Source organism: Xenorhabdus griffiniae (genome assembly GCF_001028135.1).
Classification (GTDB): Bacteria; Pseudomonadota; Gammaproteobacteria; order Enterobacterales; family Enterobacteriaceae; genus Xenorhabdus; species Xenorhabdus bakwenae.
Map to the genome: position 1 here is coordinate 30,911 of NZ_LDNM01000041.1, position 19,644 is coordinate 50,554.

Below are 19,644 nucleotides of genomic sequence, written 5' to 3' on the forward strand. Positions count from 1 at the left end.
CCCCCTTTCTTATTTCTTCTGTAAATATGCCTTAAAGGCCGTATTATAGCGTTCTTCAAAACCTGTTTTGGTTTTAACGATCATAAAAACCGGAATATTCAGCTTCTCAGCCACTTCTATACCCTTCTCAGGCCCTAATACATCCAAAGCGGTAGAAAAGCCGTCTGCATTCATACATGTCGGCGCTATTACGGTAATTGAGACCAAATTATGCATTATCGGCCTGCCGGTTTTCGGATTAATGGTGTGAGAGTAGCGCACGCCATTCTGTTCAAAATAGTTGCGGTAATCACCCGACGTTGCCACAGACATATTACCCGGTTCAATAATCTCCTGGGCGCTCTGTTCCATGCCACTATCCGATGGTTTTTCAATCGCTATCCGCCACGGATTTCCTTTGCCGTTGTTGCCCGAGGTGCGAACTTCACCACCAATATCAACCATGTAATTTTTGATATTCTGAGATTCCAGATACTCAGCGACAACATCAACACCATAGCCTTTGGCAATGGAAGAGAGATCAACATACAGTTCAGGGATGGATTTAATCAAATTATTGCCTTTAACAGACAAATTATCGATCCCCGTCCAGACACGACGCATCTCCAATTCTTCATCCGTCGGCGCTTTGGTAATCCGACCCTCCGGCCCAAATCCCCACAGATTCACCAGTGGGCCAACCGTCACATCCAGTGCGCCTTCTGTCAGCTTATTGATTCGAATAGCTTCTTTGACCACTTTCGCCGTAGCGGCAGATACCGGAAACAGTTGATTCACTTCACGGCTTTGATTAAAACGACTCAGTTCAGAATTCGGCCGATAAGTGGACATCTGATCGTTCACTTCTTCCAGCAGACGATCAATCTCTTTTTGCAGGTTTTCTGGGGCAGGTGTCGATGAATCAGCAACATATTTAACGGAGTAATAAGTCCCCATCGTCTGTCCATTCAGGTTTTGCTGTTTGGTGCCATCGCATGCCGCCAGCATCATCATTGCAAACAGCAATGCCCCCCAGTTGATCATTTTTTTACTCAACATAACTTACTCTTTCTGGCTTATTTTGGCTGTTTCTAAATCACAGCGCCCACAAAATGTGGGCGCTTGTCGTTAATACCATCAGCCGCCGAAATCATCCAGCATGATGTTTTCATCTTCTACGCCAAGGTCTTTCAACATCTTAATGACCGCAGCGTTCATGACTGGAGGCCCACACATATAGAATTCACAATCTTCTGGCGCTGGATGATCTTTTAAATAATTCTCATACAGGACATTATGGATAAAGCCCGTATAGCCATCCCAGTTATCTTCCGGCAGAGCATCTGACAGAGCCACATGCCATGTGAAGTTCTCATTTTCTGCGGCCAACTGATCAAAATCTTCGGTATAGAACATTTCACGCTTAGAGCGCGCACCATACCAGAAAGAGATTTTACGCCTGGAGTTTAAACGGTTAAGCTGATCGAAAATGTGAGAACGCATTGGTGCCATCCCTGCACCACCACCGATGAAGATCATTTCTGCATCAGTGTCTTTCGCAAAGAATTCACCAAATGGGCCGGAGATCGTGACTTTATCACCCGCTTTCAGTGACCAAATATAAGAAGACATGATACCCGGAACAACATCTGGGTTTCTTGGTGGTGGCGTGGCAATACGCACGTTCAGCATGATAATGCCATGCTCTTCTGGATAGTTCGCCATTGAATAAGCACGAACCGTCGGCTCTTTGACTTCGGAGACATAACGGAACAGGTTAAACTTATCCCAATCTTCACGATATTCCTGTGGAACATCATAATCAGCATAACGGGCAACATGGGGAGGACATTCTATCTGAATGTAACCACCGGCACGGAATGGCACCACTTCCCCATCTGGAATTTTCAGCTTCAATTCTTTAATGAAAGTGGCTTTGTTATCGTTGGAGATAACTTCGCATTCCCATTTCTTAACCCCGAAAATTTCCTCCGGCAGTTCGATTTTCAGGTCTTGTTTCACATTGACCTGACATGCCAGGCGACAACCCTCTTTTGCTTCACGCTTGTTGATATGGGAAAGCTCCGTTGGCAGAATATCGCCACCACCTTCCTTAATTTTCACGCGGCACTGACCACAAGAGCCACCACCACCACAAGCAGAGGAAACGAAAATCCCCTGATTGGAAAGCATATTCAACAACTTATCACCAGCGGGAGCAGAGAAACCCTTATCCTCATCGCCATTGATTTCAACGTTAATATCCCCGGTGTTCACTAACTTAGATTTTGCGAACAAAATCATTGCCGTTAGTACCAACACAATCAGGGTAAACATGACTACGCCTAAAATGATTATATCCATGAATTCCTCTCGCCTTTAGAGCTGCACACCGGAGAAGGACATAAAGCCCAATGCCATCAAACCGGTGGTGACAAAGGTGATCCCCAATCCTTTCAGACCTGCCGGAACATCCGCATATTTCATTTTTTCACGGATAGCAGCCATCAGAACAATTGCCAGCATCCAGCCCATACCTGAACCAAAACCGTATACGATGGATTCACTGAAGTTATAGTCACGCTGTGCCATAAATGAAACGCCACCGAAAATTGCACAGTTCACTGTAATCAACGGCAAGAAAATTCCCAATGCGTTGTAAAGTGCCGGAACATAACGGTCTAAGATCATTTCCAGGATCTGTACCAATGCTGCAATGACCCCGATAAAGGTAATGAAGTTCAGGAAACTCAAATCCACCCCATCCATCAGTGCTCCATCACGGAGCACCAGATTGTAGACAAGGTTATTGGCAGGAACAGAAATTCCCAATACGACGGTGACTGCCACACCCAGGCCAAAGGCCGTCTTAACATTCTTTGATACCGCCAAAAACGTACACATACCGAGAAAGAAAGATAATGCCATATTCTCGATAAAGACTGCGCGGACAAACAAACTAATATAATGTTCCATTTTGTTTGTTACTCCTTCTCAACCTGCGCAGGTTTCAGAGTCCGCAAACCCCAAATCAGCATACCAATAATGAAAAATGCGCTCGGTGCCAGCAAGAATAAGCCATTCGGTTGATACCAACCGCCATTTTTGACAGATTCCAGCACCGTAACACCGAACAATTTTCCTGAACCAAACAGTTCACGCAAGAAACCAACCAGCAACAGAATAACGCCATAGCCCAAACCATTGCCGATACCATCCATAAAACTTTCAACGGGTGGCGCTTTCATGGCATAAGCTTCAGCACGTCCCATGACAATACAGTTCGTGATGATAAGGCCAACAAACACTGATAGCTGTTTGGAAATTTCGTAGGCATAAGCCCGCAAGATCTGGTCTACGACGATAACCAGAGATGCAATGATCGCCATCTGTACGATGATTCGCACACTGCCAGGAATATAGTTACGAATTAATGAAATGAAAAAGCTGGAAAACGCGGTGACCAAGGTAACTGCAATGGTCATGACTAACGCAGTTTCCAATTTAGTGGTCACAGCCAGCGCTGAACACACCCCCAAAACCTGCAATGCAATTGGGTTATTATCAAACAGCGGCCCAAGAAGGACGCGTTTTATCTCTTTACTATCAGCCATCTTTCAAGGCTCCCTCACGTACTTTTTTCAGGAATGGGCCAAAACCGTTATCACCCAGCCAGAAATCAAACATATGCTGAACACCGTTAGAAGTCAGGGTTGCGCCAGACAGCCCATCTACACCGTAAGGGTTATCACCGGCGCCGCCCCGAACAATCTTAAGTGCCGGAACACCTTGCGGGTTATAGAGTTTTTTACCAACCCACTGTTTACGCCATTGCGGGTTATCAACCTCACCCCCCAAACCCGGAGTTTCACCATGAGAGTAATAAGTGATGCCGTGGGATGTGACACCATCTATGTCAATGGAAATAAAGGCATACATCATTGACCACAGGCCAGAGCCATATATTGGCAGAACCAGCTCAGTCGTTTTACCGCTTTCATCCTTGACCAGATAGATTTCAGTCATATTGGCACGACGGCGAATTTTCGCCAGATCCAGCTCTGGTAACAAAGCAATACTGGTTTCGTCACTGCGCAGGGCATTATTCAGGTCAAAATTACCCTTGCTTTTTTTCAACGTTGCTGTTTTCAAATCAAGCAATTCAGGCTGAATACGGCTGTTATAAATTTCGTTGATTTCCGCCGTTGTCATGGCAGGTTTTAGTAAACCCGCCACATCCAGAATATTACGCTGCTTATCCAGCAACTTCTGTTCCTGCTGCTGTGCTTTCAAACCAACGGCTGAACCGGCAACCACTATCGAGCAAACAAGGCACAGCACAAAAACAACGAGGAATGTTCTGCCGATGCTATCATTATTTCTTGGTTTATCATTAGCCACGGGCTTTTCTCCGCTTAATATTGGCCTGTACGACCAGATAATCGAACAGTGGCGCGAACAGGTTAGCGAACAAAATCGCCAACATCATTCCTTCTGGGTACGCGGGGTTTACCACCCGGATCAAAATGCACATAGCCCCGATCAGGATACCGTATGCCCACTTCCCTTTATCCGTAAACGCTGCGGATACAGGATCAGTCGCCATAAAGATCATACCGAAAGCGAAGCCTCCCAGAACCATATGCCAGTACCACGGCATAGCGAACATGGGGTTAGTGCTGGAACCAATGGCATTAAACAGGTAAGACACAGCAATCATACCGATCATCACACCAGCAACGATGCGCCATGACGCAATGCGGGCAAACAGAATGATGGCACCACCGATGAAAATCATCAAAGTGGAGACTTCACCAACTGAGCCTGGAATGTTACCAATAAAAGCGTCCATCCAGGTGATTGGCTGACCGGTAATGGTATTTATCAGACCGTGGCTACCCGCTGCTGCCCATTGGGACAAAGGCGTTGCACCCGAAAAACCGTCAGCCGCAGTCCAAACCAAATCACCAGAAATCTGGGCCGGGTAAGCAAAGAACAGGAAAGCACGACCCGCCAAAGCTGGGTTCAGGAAGTTACGACCCGTACCACCAAAGATCTCTTTCGCAATCACCACGCCGAAAGTAATCCCCAAAGCCGCCTGCCACAATGGCAGTGTGGGTGGAACAATCAATGCGAACAGAATGGAGCTAACAAAGAAGCCTTCGTTAATTTCATGTTTGCGGATAATGGCAAACAAAACTTCCCAGAAGCCACCCACGACAAACACAACCGCATAAATTGGCAGGAAGTAGGTCGCTCCCAACAGCATCTTACTGCCCCATCCGGCATCTGGTGTTAATGATGCTCCAAGATACTGAGCAAGCATATAATGCCAGTCAGAAGCCAGAATCTGTTGTAAGGCATCTCCGTTATATAAATGAGTCAGCGCAGGTAGTGCCTGATTTCCGACGTTATACATGCCCCAAAACATCGCAGGGAAAACAGATAGCCACACCAGGATCATCATGCGCTTGAGATCGATGGCATCACGGACATGGGCACTTCCTTTTGTCACTGTGCCCGGCGTATAGAAAATGGTGCTCACTGCCTCATAGAGAGGATAATACTTTTCCAGTTTGCCACCGGACTCAAAGTGAGGCTCTACTTTTTCAAATAAATTTTTCAGGCCCATGAATTACCCTTCCAGCTCAATCTTAGTCAGCACTTCACGCAGTACCGGGCCGTACTCATATTTGCCGGGGCAAACATAGGTACACAAGGCCAAATCTTCTTCATCCAGCTCCAGACAACCCAGCGCCTGAGCGCTATCAGAATCACCTGCAAGCAAGTCACGCAATAGGTGAGTTGCCATGATATCCAGCGGCATGACACGCTCATAGTTGCCAATGGGCACCATAGAACGTTCCCCACCGTTTGTTGTGGTTGAGAAAGCAAAACGTTTCTTTTTCAGGAAATGGCCGATTGTGGTGCGGGTAACCGAGAACTTATTAGCGCCGGGCGCGATCCAACCAAACAGCTCTTTTTCCCGACCTTCCGCAAGGACAGAAACCAGCGTATGGAAGCGGCCAAGATAATGACGAATGTCATCTGATTTTGTACCACACAGTACGGAACCAGAAACAATACGGTTTTCACCCTCTTGCAACTGATTTTGCGTCAATTCCCGCAAATCAGCGCCTAACCGAGTACGTACCAAGCGTGGCGATTTCACCTGTGGCCCTGCCAGAGACACCACACGATCAGTGTAAAGCTCCCCCGTGGTAAACAGTTTACCGATAGCAATAACATCCTGATAACCCAGATGCCAAACCATTTTTTGGGCACTAACAGGTTCAATGAAATGAATATGAGTGCCCACCAAACCGGCTGGGTGTGGGCCAGTAAACTGGCTATAGGTGATTTGAGCGTTATTTCCCACCGTTGGAATATTGCCAGCGCCGTAACAAACGTGGATTTTCCCCTCCGTCAATCTTGACAGAATATTCAGGCCATCAACAAAAGCCTCTTCCTGAGTGGCGATAACGACGAGAGGATCAGCAGCCAGTGGCTGGGTGTCCGTTGCCGTAACGAAGATGGCCTTTGGTGTGGAACCGGAGACAGGGGTACGGCTGAAAGGACGTGTACGCAACGCTGTCCACAATCCTGACGCAAGCAGATTTTTCTCTACTTGTTCACGGCTCAGACCAGCAAGTTCAGCACGCTCATAGCGATCGAATGTGACTTTCTCATCGCCACTTACTTCAATAACAACAGATTGCAAGACACGACGTTCACCACGTCCAATAGTGACAACTTTCCCGCTTGCGGGACTCGTGAAAACAACCCCTGGATTCTTCTTATCTGCAAAAAGAATTTGCCCTTTTTTGACATGCTCACCTTCCTTTACCAGCATAGAAGGACGCATTCCGACATATTCTTCACCCAGTAAAGCCACATGGCGAATTGTCGGACCATCTTCTATAACTTGGGCAGGCGCTCCTGCTATCGGGAGGTCGAGTCCTTTTTTAATTTTAATCATAAGATTTGCACAAGTTTATCAGTTAAATCATATACTACAGATTACCTTGCGGTATTCCCGTGAGGTAATGCAGCGACTCTAGTAATACAAAAAACCTTGAGCAATATATGTCTCAAGTTATTCACTCCGATAATCGTTACAAAGTTTCTCTTAATTTTCGCCGGGGTAATTCTAACACCTCCCCCACTGACTGTCTGATTAATCAAGTGACACAGTTCAAGCAAATAAAAATAATTTCTCTGCTAAACCGTCAACCATTCGATAAAGACGAATGTTTCTATCACTTTTCTCTACATCAGGGCGATTTTCAATCAAAAATTAATTATTGCGCTGTTAATTTGAGTCTTCCCAACGGGTTCGATAAATCAAAAGGAGATTCCGGCAGGAATTTAATGGAAGCGGCAGTAAAATAACGACAATGAGTTGTTTTGGAAACAATGACAGCCGCTTATGCGTATTTTGTCCAAAATAGCATTCCTGCCACAGTTAACGTAATAGACGGGCAATATGTCATTAATGTAAAACCAGAAAACCAATCACCCTTTCGGAACAGCGAATCAAATTATCCTCTCTCCAAGATGAAATAACACATAGTCACCTGATTCAATACGGTGCCAAACTTCATTTCCGGTTAAAGGTTGGGTGGCAATCACAGATACGACATCCCCTGGCTGGGTGTGCTGCTGGAAATCGATTTCAACATCCTGATCAAGTAATTTAGCCCTGCCGAAAGGGGCACGACGAGTAATCCAATGCAATTGAGTCGAACAGTAAGCCATGACAAACTGCCCGTCTGACAACAGCATATTGAAAACACCTTTCTTTCTCAGGTGATCCGCCAGGGAAGCAATAAATTTAAATACCGCAGGCCAATTGGAAGGTCGCTTGGGATATTTCAACGATAACTGATGTAATATCCAGCAAAATGCCCATTCACTGTCTGTCTCACCCACCGGACGGTAACTACCCGTTTTCAGCTTACTGTATCCCTTAAGCTGACCATTATGGGCATAAGTCCAATACCTTCCCCACAGTTCACGGGTAAATGGATGAGTATTGGCCAGGGAGACATGACCACGGTTTGCCTGACGAATATGGGCAACAATCACTTCCGATTTGATTGGATAGCCTTGTACAAATCGAGCTACAGGTGAATGACAACTGGATTGGTGATCTTTAAATGTCCGGTATCCCAATCCCTCATAAAAGGTAACTCCCCAACCGTCTTTATGTGGGCCGGTATGCCCACCACGCTGAATTAAGCCACTCAGACTGAAAACAATATCTGTTGGCACGTTGGCACTCATGCCAAGTAATTCACACATCACCTACCCCTAATGCCGATTCCTAATGAAAAGCAATCAGGCTTTTACCATTTCTTTTTCAATCAATTGAATCAAGATGTGAATGACTTTGATGTGAATTTCCTGAATACGATCTGCATAACCAAAATGGGGCACCCGAATTTCAACATCTGCCGTTCCTGCCATTTTGCCGCCATCTTTGCCAGTCAGCGTAATGACTTTCATACCCTTGGCGTGGGCTGCTTCAACCGCTTTAATGATGTTGCCAGAGTTTCCAGAAGTTGAAATGCCCAGCAGTACATCACCTTTTTGACCGACAGCTTCAACATAACGGGAAAATACATAGTCATAACCAAAGTCATTACTCACACAAGATAAGTGGCTGGGGTCAGAAATCGCAATGGCCGGATATCCCGGGCGATTCTCACGGTAGCGGCCAGTCAATTCTTCCGCAAAATGCATAGCATCACAATGCGAACCACCATTACCACAGGAAAGCACTTTTCCTCCTGCCTTGAATGAATCAGCCAGCAAAACGGCGGCTTTTTGAATGGCGTCGATATTGGCATCATCATTGAGGAAGTTAACCAACGTATCTGCGGCTTCGGATAACTCACTGCGGATCAGTTCTTGATACATGGAATTCATACTCCTGAAAAGTCTTCGGGATTAATAATATCAGCTAACCAGTGTAACGGATTCCCCCATCTGAAAGAAGATATCATCACATTTTGAAAGAATTATTGTTTGCAAAACTAAAACGACTTTGTGAGCTAGATTGTAATTAAGATGTAAATGTATTGATAAATACATTTTCCTCATCTAAAAAAGAAGGACATCACAACAGGTCAGACCTCTGACAACTCAACCTGAGATTTACAGGAGTTTTACTATGACCGCTTTCAGCATTATCTTATTTTTAGTCTTGATTGGCGGGCTTTGTTACCACAAAGTCGGCCTGATGCTCAGTAGTTTACTGCTTGTTGCCTATACATTCGTTATGGGCATAACCGGCCTTTGGAGTTACTGGCTGCTGTTACCACTCGCTATCGTCCTGTTCCCGCTGGTCTTTACACCAGTTCGTATCTCTTTATTCTCTGCGCCCGGCCTAAAAGCTTTCCGTAAAGTTATGCCAAGCATGTCCAAAACAGAGAAAGAAGCCATTGATGCAGGAACCACATGGTGGGAAGGCGATCTATTCCGGGGTAACCCTGACTGGCAAAAACTGCATAACTACCCAAAACCACAGTTAACTGCTGAGGAACAAGCATTTATTGATGGTCCGGTAGAAGAAGCCTGCCGCATGGCAAATGATTTCCAAATCACCCACGAACTGGCTGACTTACCACCAGCGCTTTGGGCCTATCTGAAAGAACACCGTTTCTTTGCCATGATCATCAAGAAAGAATACGGGGGGCTGGAATTTTCCGCTTACGCTCAGTCTCAGGTACTACAAAAACTGGCCGGCGTATCGGGTATTCTGGCAATTACTGTTGGTGTACCTAACTCTCTGGGGCCGGGTGAATTGCTGCAACACTATGGCACAGACGAACAGAAAAAACGTTACTTGCCCGGTCTGGCACGCGGTGAAGAAATTCCCTGCTTTGCTTTGACCAGCCCAGAAGCCGGTTCAGATGCCGGAGCTATTCCTGATACCGGTGTTGTCTGTATGGGAGAATGGCAAGGCGAGCAAGTGCTTGGTATGCGCCTGAACTGGAATAAGCGTTACATTACTCTTGCCCCTATTGCGACCGTGTTGGGATTAGCATTTAAACTGTATGATCCTGATCATCTGCTGGGTGATACGGAATCATTGGGCATTACCTGTGCCCTGATCCCAACCAGTACGCCCGGCGTTGAAATTGGTCACCGCCATTTCCCGCTGAATATCCCATTCCAGAATGGCCCAACGCGTGGTAAAGATATTTTTGTTCCTATCGATTACATCATCGGCGGGCCAAAAATGGCAGGTCAGGGCTGGCGTATGCTGGTCGAATGTCTGTCTGTTGGTCGTGGTATTACTCTGCCATCCAACGCAACCGGAGGATTAAAAAGTGCAACGATGGCAATCGGGGCCTATTCCTATATTCGCCGTCAATTCAAGTTACCTATCGGTAAAATGGAAGGGATTGAAGAGCCACTGGCACGTATCGCAGGTAACGCTTACCTGATGGACGCGGCTGCAACCATGATCACCGGCGGTATCATGTTGGGCGAAAAACCTTCCGTTCTGTCTGCTATCGTGAAATACCATTGTACGCACAGAGGCCAACGTTCCATCATTGATGCCATGGATATCGCCGGCGGCAAAGGCATCTGCCTTGGGCCATCTAACTTCCTTGCCCGCGGTTATCAGGGTTCACCCATTGCTATTACCGTTGAAGGTGCGAATATCCTGACCCGTAGCATGATCATCTTTGGTCAGGGGGCAATCCGCTGCCATCCTTATATACTGGCTGAAATCGCCGCAGCAGAAAGCAACAATGTGAAACACTTTGACAAGGCTCTGTTTGGTCACTTAGGCCATGTTGCCAGCAATACTTTGCGCAGCCTGTGGCTTGGTATTACCAAAGGCAGAGGCAGTCATTCGCCAGTCAATGATGCTACTCGCAGTTACTACCAGAAGATCAACCGCTTAAGCGCCAACCTTGCCCTGCTCTCTGATGTTTCAATGGGCGTATTGGGCGGCAGTCTGAAACGCCGTGAACGCATTTCAGCTCGTCTGGGGGACATTCTGAGCCAAATCTTCCTGGCTTCGGCCGCGTTGAAACGCTATGAAGACGAAGGGCGCCAAAAAGAAGATTTACCATTGGTACAATGGGCAGTAGAAGATAGCCTGAATCAAGCTGAACAGGCCATGAATGAGTTACTGCGCAACTTCCCAAACCGTTTGGTTGCAGGTTTAATGCGTGTAATCGTCTTCCCATTGGGACGTGTACATACCGCTCCATCTGATAAATTGGATCACAAACTGGCCCAGATATTACAGACTCCTTCTGCAACCCGTAGCCGGATTGGACGTGGGCAATATCTGACGCCCAGCGAACATAACCCCCACGGGTTACTGGAAGAAGCCTTGCACGATATCATCGCCGCAGAGCCTATCCATGCTCGCTTGAGCCGCGAAGCAGGCAAACATCTAAGCTTCACCCGTTTGGATAAATTAGCTGAACAGGCACTGGCTGAGAACAGAATCACCCAGGAAGAAGCAGAGATCCTGAAACGTGCTGAAAGCAGTCGGCTGCGTTCAATCAATGTCGATGAATTTGAGCCAAATGCATTCGCTGTACCTAATTCAGCAAAAAAGCCTGAAAGTCAGCGTCAAGATAAAGCCGCATGATGCTGACCAGAAAACCTGATTAATGCAAATATGGGACTAAGAAACGGGGCACCAACGCCCCGTTTTTATTTAAATGGCTTCCAGCAATAACAACTCTTCGATGGTCTGGCGACGACGGATCAAATGCGCCTCTCCCCCGGTAAACAAAATTTCCGGGATCAAAGGACGACTATTATAATTTGAAGACATAGAAGCACCGTAAGCGCCGGTATGGTGAAAAATCAGATAATCTCCGACACTAACACGAGGCAACATACGTGATATAACTTCTCCGCCTTCCAACTGAGTGAACACATCACCAGACTCACATAACGGCCCCGCGACAATGGTTTCTGCCAATGTGGTTTCCGGCAGCGCGTTTATCGGTAATACCGAAATAGGGTGATAACTGCCATACATCGCCGGACGCATTAAGTCATTGAACCCCGCATCCGCCAGCACATAATGCCGATTGCCCATAGATTTAACCGCCCGTACTTCCGCCAGCAAAATCCCTGCCTCAGCAACCAGAAAACGACCGGGTTCGATTTCTAACTCAACGTGATGCCCCAGATGCTGCTCAATACGTTGGCGAGCTTCATGCCACAAGCTGTAATAATGTTCGGTATCGACTGACTCTTCACCGTCCTTATAAGGAATTGATAAACCCCCGCCTGCGGAAATGGCTTGAATATCTTCCCCGCACAACCTGACCTGCTCCACCATAGCATTACAGACATTGGAAAGATGCTGATAATCTACTCCTGAACCAATGTGCATGTGCAACCCGACTAACTGCAAACCATATTGATGAATTTTTTCAATTGCCAGAGGGAGATCCTGAAACCAGATCCCATGTTTGCTGTTTTCGCCGCCAGTATTCGTCTTTTGGCTATGCCCATGCCCAAATCCGGGGTTGATGCGCAACCAAACCGGATGACCAGACTGACGTTCACCAATTTGTGCCAACATATCAATAGAACCGGCATTGACCGGAATATCCAGCTCAATGACACGCGACAATGTTGCCTCATCGATCACATCCGCAGTGAACACAATTTCTGCTTTCTCACGCCCAGGTTGAAACCCTGCATAAAGCGCCCGCTCGATTTCACCCAATGACACGGCATCAACTTTCACGCTCTGCTCTCTCATCAAGCGTAAAATATGGATATTGGAACACGCTTTCTGTGCAAACCGAATGACATCAAACTGTTTTAATTTTTTAATTTGTTTGATGATGCTATCGCCATCATAAACCCACAATGGTGTTCCATACTGAGCAGGTAAACGAAGCAGATTTTCAGGGGTAAAATGTTTCCTTAAGTCATGAGGTAAGCTCGATATAGTCATGGAAGTGTCTCACAAAATCAGCGGTTCCCTCATTATTGACAATAATAGGACAGGAAAAAAATATCCATTTAGCTATAGTCTATTCATTTTTGATATCCTTATGGCTATTTTCCAATCAAAGAGAACAATGTATGCACTCCTGCTCATGGCGACACATTGAAATTTTTCATGCTGTAATGACCACCAAAAACCTGACTGATGCAGCATTATTACTGAAAACATCCCAGCCCACGGTCAGCCGTGAACTTGCACGCCTTGAACAATTACTGAAACTTAAATTGTTTGATCGAATCAAAGGGCGCTTGTTTCCAACCGCGCAAGGATTACGGTTATTCGAAGAAGTGCAGCGCTCTTATTATGGGCTGGAAAGAATAATCAATGCGGCTGACAGTATCCGACAATTTGAACAGGCGCAGTTATCCATCGCCTGCCTGCCAATGTTCTCCCAATCTCTGCTGCCAAAAGCCTGTTGCAGTTTTATTGAACACTATCCCGAAGCCAGGCTGACCATCATTCCACAAGAATCTCCCCTTTTGGAAGAATGGCTTGCAGCACAGCGCCATGATATTGGCTTAACCGAACATTTACAGACGCCAGCAGGTACTGAACGAGAAACGTTGATAACCTTAAATGAAGTTTGTGTTTTACCCATTAATCATCCGCTCGGTCAAAAATCACAACTGACGCCAGCAGATTTTCACAATCAAAAATTTATCAGTCTTTCGATCACAGACAGTTACAGGCAACTGATTGATACCATTTTTACTGAGCACCAAATCAATCGTAAGATGGTGATGGAAACCCATAGCGCAGCCTCAGTTTGCGCCATGATTAACGAAGGCATTGGCGTGTCTATCGTAAATCCGCTAACTGCATTGGATTATTTAGATGACAGCGCCAAAATCTGCATTCGGCCATTCAGTATCGACATTCCATTCACAGTCAGTTTAATCAAACCCATCCATCGCCCCTCCTCAGAGTCCGTAGAGACCTTCATTACACATTTAAAACAACAGGTTGCTCTATTTGCCGACAAATTGACATTAGCGTTTCAACATTAATTGTTGCCAATGAGGTGATGTCGCAAACCAATCCACCAGAAAATCCAACAGTGCACGCAAAGTTGCTGGCATATTCTGGCGGCTGGCATAAATGCCATAGATCCCCATTGCCTGAGGTTGGTAATCAGGCAGCAGCTCAACTAACTGCCCTGACATCAAATAAGAAGAAACTGAATAGTAAGGCTGCATTGCAATTCCTGCTCCCTGCAAAGCAGCTTCCATCAATACGGTCGATTCATTGGCACTTAACGTACCACTGACAGGAACTGAATAGTGCTCATACTGTTTTTTAAATACCCACAAACTTTTGCCGAAAAAGTTATAGGTCAGGCAATTATGTGATGTTAACTCCATAGGATTGTTGGGAATAGATTTTTCCGCTAAATAAGACGGCGCAGCACAAACGATGGAATGGCAAGTTGATAATGGGCGAGCAATTAGATTTGGCTCCAGATTATTGGTAATACGGATTGCCAAATCAATGCGTTCTTCTATCAAATTGACAGCCTTATTATCCATTTGCAAATTGACGGCAATGTACGGATATATCCGCATAAATTCAGGCATGGCAACTGCCAGCGCACTCACGCCCAATGATTGGGAACAACTCACTCGCAACAATCCCTTCAAGGTTTGTGCTTCCAAAGACTGTTGCGCCGGCATTCCTTCTGCTAATTCCATTAACTTAAGGCTGCGTTGATAAGCACTTTCACCCGCCGAAGTCAGGCTAATTTTACGTGTTGTACGATGCAATAAGCGAACACCTGCCCATTTTTCCATTTCAGCCAAATATCGCGATACCATTGCCCTCGACATATCCAACCGTTCTGCAGCCGCGATGAGGCTTCCCTGTTCAACAATCGTAACAAACACTTGTGCTGCGGTGATCCTATCCATTTTCAGCCAACCTATTTTTCTTTTCGTCCTGATTCGCTCGATTTGTGCAACAAATAGTTGCTGGTTATGGGGTTTTTAAATCGGAATATGCAACTTATCATACATGCCATTCAAGCACACTAGCTTTTTGCTACAGGAATTCGACGATGGCTCGCAAAACAACATTAAACATCGCTCTGGCAGCGACACTCTCCTTAGGGATAACCTCACTGGCTCAAGCAACCGATCTGAAATTGGATATCTATAATCCAGGTGAAAGAGGTGTTTTCCCTGTTTCTTCTGAAATTATCAGCGGTGATCATGAAGTTGTCCTGATCGATGCCCAATTTAAGAAAAATGATGCACAAGCGCTGGTTAAAATGATCCGGCAAACAGGTAAAAAATTGACAACGATCTATATCAGCCAATCCGATCCTGATTTTTATTTTGGCCTTGATGTGATCACCGAAGCTTTCCCTGATGCCAAAGTTATCGCATCACCAGAAACCATCAAAGCAATCAATGAAACCAAAGATGGCAAGCTGGCTTATTGGGGAGGAATTCTTGCAGACCAGGCCCCCAAAAAGATCGTCGTACCAGAGCCACTAACAGGAAACGCCTTCACTGTTGATGGTGAAAAACTGATTATTGAAGGTTTAGATGGCCCAGCCGCAGATCGTACTTTTGTCTGGGTTCCTAAATTAAAAGCCGTTGTTGGTGGTGTGACTGTTTCTGACAATATCCATGTATGGATTGCGGATACCCAGACCAAAGCGTCACGCCAGCATTGGCAACAAACATTGGATCGCATCAAAAGCCTGCAACCTAAAACTGTTGTACCAGGCCACTATCTGGGGAATTCATCAATGACGTTGGATTCAGTGACTTTTACCCAAAATTACCTGGCGACATTGGAAAAAGAGTTACCGAAAGCAAAAGATTCCAATGCGCTGGTTGCAGCCATGAAGAAACACTATCCAGATCTGGCTGATGAATCGAGTCTTGAGCTAAGTGCCAAAGTATTAAAAGGCGAAATGAAGTGGCCTCAGTAAGTTAAAAATCATCACGGGTGTTGCGGATAGCAGCGCCCGTATAACAATATTTGAAATATCACCTTAATGCCCCGTTTAATTTCAACGAATCAACAACGCCAAATAAAAAACAAAACCTCATTACCCATCTTTAATAAAATTAGTATCAAAATTTATTTTAATACTTTATATTAACCCCCATATAAAAACCAATAATGCATTCATTTTAAAAATGGAAAAAACTCATTAAACAAACATAATTACTTTTTGATTAATGTGATATTTAGCGCCTTTTTATACTTTGAAATAACTAATAACCTTAAGTTGTGATCAATAGTCCATAATCCAATAAATCAGCTTGAATAAAAATCTCATTTTTTTTAAATTTGCAGTCAGCGGAGAGATAAGCCAGCAACCTAAAGCTAACTAGATGCTTCCAACATCTAGAATATGCAGGGCAAGCAGCTTAAGCCAACTAGATGCTTCTAACATCTAGCGCATACAGAATAATAGCCTAAACCAACCAGATGCTTTTAACGTCTAATGTACGCAGGATGCGCTGCTCAAGCTAACCAGATGCTTCCAACGTCTGGCATGTGCAGAAAAGCAGCTTAAAACAACTAGATGCTTTTAACATCTAGTATTTACAGAATGCGTACCGTAGGTTAGGTTCCTGTTCTCTCCGCCACTTTTTATTTATTGTCTCACTTTGCAGATGAATACTATACTCTGCCAATACCATACCCCAGTAATACTATCGCGGATAAACATAAATAAGGCCCAAATGCGATAAATTTAGGAAACGATTTTCTTTTCACGCCAATTATTACAAACCCGAACACGCCAAATAATGAAGCCATCAGCATCAATATTGGTATTATTTCCACACCCAACCAAGCACCGATCGCTGCGGTTAATTTAAGATCACCATAACCTATTCCCTCCTTATTTAAGGTATATCGACATAACCAATACAAAAACCACAAAAAAAGATACCCTGATATGGCGCCATATATTGCACTCTTTATTGAAACCAAATTGCCATCAATATTAACCAAAAGTCCAAGCCATAATAAAGGAAGAGTGATAATATCCGGCAAGCAATACGTTTTAACATCGATAACGGCCAATAACAATAAGGTGCTACAGAAAAACATAACTATTATATAATCTACGTTAATTAAAATAAAACCCTTCCTGTTTCTCACCTGTAATAAATTAAAATCCATTTATAAATAACATCCTTGTTACCGTCTTCTTTCCTTAATTTCCTGACATCAATCAGGACAAGATGAATATTAATTTTTTATTCCGGTTATTGGCAATGAAAATTTAGCTAAAAAAGCAATTATAAAATAAATATGCGAACCAGCTCGCATGGAGATATCTTGTATCCCTTAAGCCAAGAGATAACTTGATCACGCAAACAGCGCTCATTTATCATGGCAATGAATCAATTTTGTCATATGGCTGTTTGCGCCATACCGGAAGAACCCGGAAAAAGAAGGAAAGAAGAATATGCGAATACCCCGCATTTATCACCCTGAACTGCTCTCAACAGGCGTGGAAGTTTATTTGAGTGATGACGCTGCCAATCACGTGGGTCGCGTGCTTAGAATGAGTAATGGGCAAGCATTACAACTCTTTGATGGCAGTAATCAGGTTTTTGATGCAATAATCACGGAAGCCAGTAAAAAAACAGTTAAGGTGTTTATCCTTGATGGCAAATTATCTGATCATGAATCACCACTGAACCTGCATCTGGGGCAGGTCATGTCCCGTGGTGAAAAAATGGAATTTACAATCCAAAAATCGGTTGAATTGGGTGTCAACACGATTACCCCACTTCTGTCTGAACGTTGTGGCATAAAACTGGATACAGAAAGGTTGGAGAAGAAATTACAACAATGGAAAAAAATTGCCATTTCTGCCTGTGAGCAGTGCGGACGTAACCAGATCCCTGAAATCCGCCCCATTATGCCACTTGAAACCTGGTGCGCAGAAAATGACGGCAGCCTAAAATTAAATCTGCACCCCCGTGCCAGCCATAGCATCAATACCCTCCCACTCCCCGTGGAAAAAGTACGCCTGCTGATTGGGCCTGAAGGGGGATTGTCTGCCGAAGAGATAGAAATGACAGCAAAATATCAATTTACTGATATCCTGTTAGGGCCTCGAGTCCTGAGGACAGAAACGACAGCACTCACTGCAATTACCGCATTGCAAGTACGTTTTGGTGACCTGGGTTAAGGAGAAAAAATGATCAAGCTCGGTATTGTGATGGATCCTATTTCATCCATCAACATCAAGAAAGACACTAGTTTTGCCATGCTGCTGGAAGCACAAAAACGCGGATGGGAAATCCATTATATGGAAATGCATGATCTCTACCTGCATCAGGGAGAGGCTCGCGCCCGCACACGTTTGCTCACGGTGGAAGAAAATCCACAACAGTGGTATCAGTTTGGCAGTGAGCAAGAAATCGCTCTCGATACTTTGCACGTTATTTTGATGCGCAAAGATCCACCTTTTGATACTGAGTACATTTATGCGACCTATATTCTGGAAAGAGCAGAAACCAAAGGCAGCCTGATCGTTAATAAGCCCCAAAGCCTGCGCGATTGTAACGAAAAACTGTTTACTGCCTGGTTCCCAGAATGGACACCCGATACGCTAGTGACCCGCAGTGCCAAAAAACTACGCGAATTCCACCAAAAACATGGCGATGTTATTTTTAAACCTTTAGATGGTATGGGAGGCGCTTCCATTTTCCGTCTGAAACAAGATGACACGAATGTCGGCGTTATTATTGAAACCCTGACTGAACATGGCAATTGTTATTGTATGGCCCAAAATTTTCTGCCTGCCATTAAAGATGGCGATAAACGCGTACTGGTTGTTGATGGTGAACCTGTGCCTTATTGCCTTGCCCGTATCCCGGCTCAAGGAGAAACCCGTGGTAACCTGGCGGCAGGTGGTCGTGGAGAAGCTCGCCCATTGTCAGAAAGCGATTGGGCAATTGCCCGTGCAGTTGCTCCGGTATTAAAAGAGAAAGGGTTAATTTTTGTTGGGCTGGATATCATTGGTGACCGCTTAACTGAAATCAACGTAACCAGCCCAACCTGTGTACGTGAAATTGAAGCCGCTTTCCCGGACATCGCCATTACTGGCATGTTGATGGATGCTATCGAAAAACGATTGGAAAAACAGATAGCTTAACAGGTCAAACAACATTCGTTTCCTGACAATATTTGCCATTTATAATAAGAGTCCACATACTGTGGGAATTTTAGAGATGTTACATATTGATTATAAAAGGATTTATATGACGTCATCCACATCTCATCCACTTTATAACTGAAACCGCTAGCAAAAGCCCTTCGATTTTTGAGGGGCTTTTTTATTTTTCCATATGAAAGGTTAAAACCACCGTCTTTAGACGGTGACCTTGAACTTAAATATTTTGACGTATGCGCGTTTAGTCATAACTGAATACCACCTCCTGCGGAGGTGGTCAGCAACAGGTTTTGGCTCTGCCTTATTGGTTTTTAGATTTTAAAGTAATAGAAGTGGCAGGGACTTGTTTTTAGAGATTTTAGTATGCCCCTCTGGGGCGAAATCAAAGCCACCTTCATAGAAGGCTGTCTCTTGATCATAAGTCTTGTTCAAGAGACAGTGCGAGTTCATAGCCTTCAAGGATGGCCTGCAATTTTAGCCATCCTTCCCACAAGGTTTTTACTGA

18 protein-coding genes are annotated in these 19,644 nt (G+C 44.9%); 6 read left to right on the forward strand and 12 right to left on the reverse strand.

Annotated features, from left to right (window positions below; all coding sequences use genetic code 11):
• Window positions 1–9: 9 nt before the first annotated feature.
• The 7 genes from AAY47_RS10715 to AAY47_RS10745 form a co-directional block, all read right to left on the reverse strand.
• Entirely contained in the window at window positions 10–993 is a 984-nt protein-coding gene (locus tag AAY47_RS10715) for an FAD:protein FMN transferase (RefSeq protein ID WP_369813282.1), read from the reverse strand.
• 123 nt (window positions 994–1,116) lie between these two features.
• The gene (nqrF, locus tag AAY47_RS10720; RefSeq protein WP_047769692.1) at window positions 1,117–2,343 is read right to left on the reverse strand and encodes an NADH:ubiquinone reductase (Na(+)-transporting) subunit F; all 1,227 of its coding nucleotides are present in this window, start codon (window positions 2,341–2,343) and stop codon (window positions 1,117–1,119) included.
• Between the two features lie 15 nt (window positions 2,344–2,358).
• Entirely contained in the window at window positions 2,359–2,955 is a 597-nt protein-coding gene (nqrE, locus tag AAY47_RS10725; protein ID WP_038235359.1) for an NADH:ubiquinone reductase (Na(+)-transporting) subunit E, read from the reverse strand.
• A gap of 8 nt (window positions 2,956–2,963) precedes the next feature.
• Window positions 2,964–3,593, reverse strand: coding sequence for an NADH:ubiquinone reductase (Na(+)-transporting) subunit D (locus tag AAY47_RS10730; RefSeq protein ID WP_047769693.1), 630 nt, complete (start codon window positions 3,591–3,593; stop codon window positions 2,964–2,966).
• Window positions 3,586–4,380, reverse strand: coding sequence for a Na(+)-translocating NADH-quinone reductase subunit C (locus tag AAY47_RS10735; RefSeq protein WP_047769695.1), 795 nt, complete (start codon window positions 4,378–4,380; stop codon window positions 3,586–3,588). Before AAY47_RS10735 ends, AAY47_RS10730 begins: the two co-directional genes overlap by 8 nt.
• Window positions 4,373–5,611 carry an NADH:ubiquinone reductase (Na(+)-transporting) subunit B gene (locus tag AAY47_RS10740; RefSeq protein ID WP_047769698.1) on the reverse strand — a complete coding sequence of 413 codons (1,239 nt, stop codon included), beginning with the start codon at window positions 5,609–5,611 and terminating at the stop codon, window positions 4,373–4,375. Before AAY47_RS10740 ends, AAY47_RS10735 begins: the two co-directional genes overlap by 8 nt.
• A 3-nt stretch (window positions 5,612–5,614) precedes the next feature.
• Entirely contained in the window at window positions 5,615–6,958 is a 1,344-nt protein-coding gene (locus tag AAY47_RS10745) for a Na(+)-translocating NADH-quinone reductase subunit A (RefSeq protein WP_047769700.1), read from the reverse strand.
• A 107-nt stretch (window positions 6,959–7,065) separates the two neighbouring features.
• Between AAY47_RS10745 and AAY47_RS10750 the strand changes: the two genes are divergently transcribed.
• Complete coding sequence (locus AAY47_RS10750; protein WP_047769702.1) at window positions 7,066–7,371, forward strand: hypothetical protein; 306 nt, start codon at window positions 7,066–7,068, stop codon at window positions 7,369–7,371.
• Window positions 7,372–7,515: 144 nt separating this feature from the next.
• Here the strand turns inward: AAY47_RS10750 and AAY47_RS10755 are convergent, their stop codons facing one another.
• Entirely contained in the window at window positions 7,516–8,283 is a 768-nt protein-coding gene (locus tag AAY47_RS10755; protein ID WP_047769704.1) for a class II glutamine amidotransferase, read from the reverse strand.
• Between the two features lie 36 nt (window positions 8,284–8,319).
• On the reverse strand, window positions 8,320–8,901 hold the full coding sequence (gene lpcA, locus AAY47_RS10760) for a D-sedoheptulose 7-phosphate isomerase (RefSeq protein ID WP_047769706.1): 582 nt from the start codon (window positions 8,899–8,901) through the stop codon (window positions 8,320–8,322).
• Window positions 8,902–9,154: 253 nt separating this feature from the next.
• Here lpcA and fadE point away from each other — a divergent pair, with 253 nt between their 5' ends.
• On the forward strand, window positions 9,155–11,602 hold the full coding sequence (gene fadE, locus AAY47_RS10765; RefSeq protein WP_047769708.1) for an acyl-CoA dehydrogenase FadE: 2,448 nt from the start codon (window positions 9,155–9,157) through the stop codon (window positions 11,600–11,602).
• Between the two features lie 69 nt (window positions 11,603–11,671).
• Here fadE and lysA read toward each other — a convergent pair whose 3' ends face one another.
• Window positions 11,672–12,934, reverse strand: a complete 1,263-nt coding sequence (gene lysA / locus AAY47_RS10770; protein WP_047769709.1) for a diaminopimelate decarboxylase — start codon at window positions 12,932–12,934, stop codon at window positions 11,672–11,674.
• 131 nt (window positions 12,935–13,065) lie between these two features.
• On the opposite strand from lysA, the gene AAY47_RS10775 reads away from it, so the two are divergent.
• Window positions 13,066–13,995 (forward strand): LysR family transcriptional regulator, encoded by a 930-nt coding sequence (locus AAY47_RS10775; RefSeq protein WP_047769711.1) that lies wholly within the window; start codon window positions 13,066–13,068, stop codon window positions 13,993–13,995.
• On the opposite strand, the gene AAY47_RS10780 is transcribed toward AAY47_RS10775, so the two are convergent.
• A complete protein-coding gene (locus AAY47_RS10780; RefSeq protein ID WP_047769714.1) occupies window positions 13,978–14,892 on the reverse strand; it encodes a LysR family transcriptional regulator in 915 nt (304 codons plus the stop codon). The two genes, AAY47_RS10775 and AAY47_RS10780, sit on opposite strands and share 18 nt — an antisense overlap.
• Before the next feature lie 146 nt (window positions 14,893–15,038).
• On the opposite strand from AAY47_RS10780, the gene AAY47_RS10785 reads away from it, so the two are divergent.
• Window positions 15,039–15,923 (forward strand): MBL fold metallo-hydrolase, encoded by an 885-nt coding sequence (locus AAY47_RS10785; RefSeq protein ID WP_047769715.1) that lies wholly within the window; start codon window positions 15,039–15,041, stop codon window positions 15,921–15,923.
• 701 nt (window positions 15,924–16,624) lie between these two features.
• On the opposite strand, the gene AAY47_RS10790 is transcribed toward AAY47_RS10785, so the two are convergent.
• Complete coding sequence (locus tag AAY47_RS10790; RefSeq protein WP_053014257.1) at window positions 16,625–17,131, reverse strand: prepilin peptidase; 507 nt, start codon at window positions 17,129–17,131, stop codon at window positions 16,625–16,627.
• Window positions 17,132–17,420: 289 nt separating this feature from the next.
• Between AAY47_RS10790 and rsmE the strand changes: the two genes are divergently transcribed.
• Window positions 17,421–18,152: a 16S rRNA (uracil(1498)-N(3))-methyltransferase gene (gene rsmE / locus AAY47_RS10795; RefSeq protein ID WP_047769717.1), complete on the forward strand. Its 732-nt coding sequence runs from the start codon at window positions 17,421–17,423 to the stop codon at window positions 18,150–18,152.
• Between the two features lie 9 nt (window positions 18,153–18,161).
• On the forward strand, window positions 18,162–19,121 hold the full coding sequence (gshB, locus tag AAY47_RS10800) for a glutathione synthase (RefSeq protein ID WP_047769719.1): 960 nt from the start codon (window positions 18,162–18,164) through the stop codon (window positions 19,119–19,121).
• Window positions 19,122–19,644 lie beyond the last annotated feature (523 nt).

Coding starts and splice junctions, on each gene's coding strand:
- AAY47_RS10730 (WP_047769693.1), bottom strand. CDS start 3,593: ATGGCTGATAGTAAAGAGATAAAACGCGTCCTTCTTGGGCCGCTGTTT.
- AAY47_RS10745 (WP_047769700.1), bottom strand. CDS start 6,958: ATGATTAAAATTAAAAAAGGACTCGACCTCCCGATAGCAGGAGCGCCT.
- fadE (WP_047769708.1), top strand. CDS start 9,155: ATGACCGCTTTCAGCATTATCTTATTTTTAGTCTTGATTGGCGGGCTT.
- AAY47_RS10775 (WP_047769711.1), top strand. CDS start 13,066: ATGCACTCCTGCTCATGGCGACACATTGAAATTTTTCATGCTGTAATG.
- AAY47_RS10790 (WP_053014257.1), bottom strand. CDS start 17,131: ATGGATTTTAATTTATTACAGGTGAGAAACAGGAAGGGTTTTATTTTA.
- AAY47_RS10755 (WP_047769704.1), bottom strand. CDS start 8,283: ATGTGTGAATTACTTGGCATGAGTGCCAACGTGCCAACAGATATTGTT.
- rsmE (WP_047769717.1), top strand. CDS start 17,421: ATGCGAATACCCCGCATTTATCACCCTGAACTGCTCTCAACAGGCGTG.
- lysA (WP_047769709.1), bottom strand. CDS start 12,934: ATGACTATATCGAGCTTACCTCATGACTTAAGGAAACATTTTACCCCT.
- nqrE (WP_038235359.1), bottom strand. CDS start 2,955: ATGGAACATTATATTAGTTTGTTTGTCCGCGCAGTCTTTATCGAGAAT.
- AAY47_RS10785 (WP_047769715.1), top strand. CDS start 15,039: ATGGCTCGCAAAACAACATTAAACATCGCTCTGGCAGCGACACTCTCC.
- AAY47_RS10750 (WP_047769702.1), top strand. CDS start 7,066: ATGTCTCAAGTTATTCACTCCGATAATCGTTACAAAGTTTCTCTTAAT.
- AAY47_RS10740 (WP_047769698.1), bottom strand. CDS start 5,611: ATGGGCCTGAAAAATTTATTTGAAAAAGTAGAGCCTCACTTTGAGTCC.
- nqrF (WP_047769692.1), bottom strand. CDS start 2,343: ATGGATATAATCATTTTAGGCGTAGTCATGTTTACCCTGATTGTGTTG.
- gshB (WP_047769719.1), top strand. CDS start 18,162: ATGATCAAGCTCGGTATTGTGATGGATCCTATTTCATCCATCAACATC.
- AAY47_RS10780 (WP_047769714.1), bottom strand. CDS start 14,892: ATGGATAGGATCACCGCAGCACAAGTGTTTGTTACGATTGTTGAACAG.
- lpcA (WP_047769706.1), bottom strand. CDS start 8,901: ATGTATCAAGAACTGATCCGCAGTGAGTTATCCGAAGCCGCAGATACG.
- AAY47_RS10715 (WP_369813282.1), bottom strand. CDS start 993: ATGATGATGCTGGCGGCATGCGATGGCACCAAACAGCAAAACCTGAAT.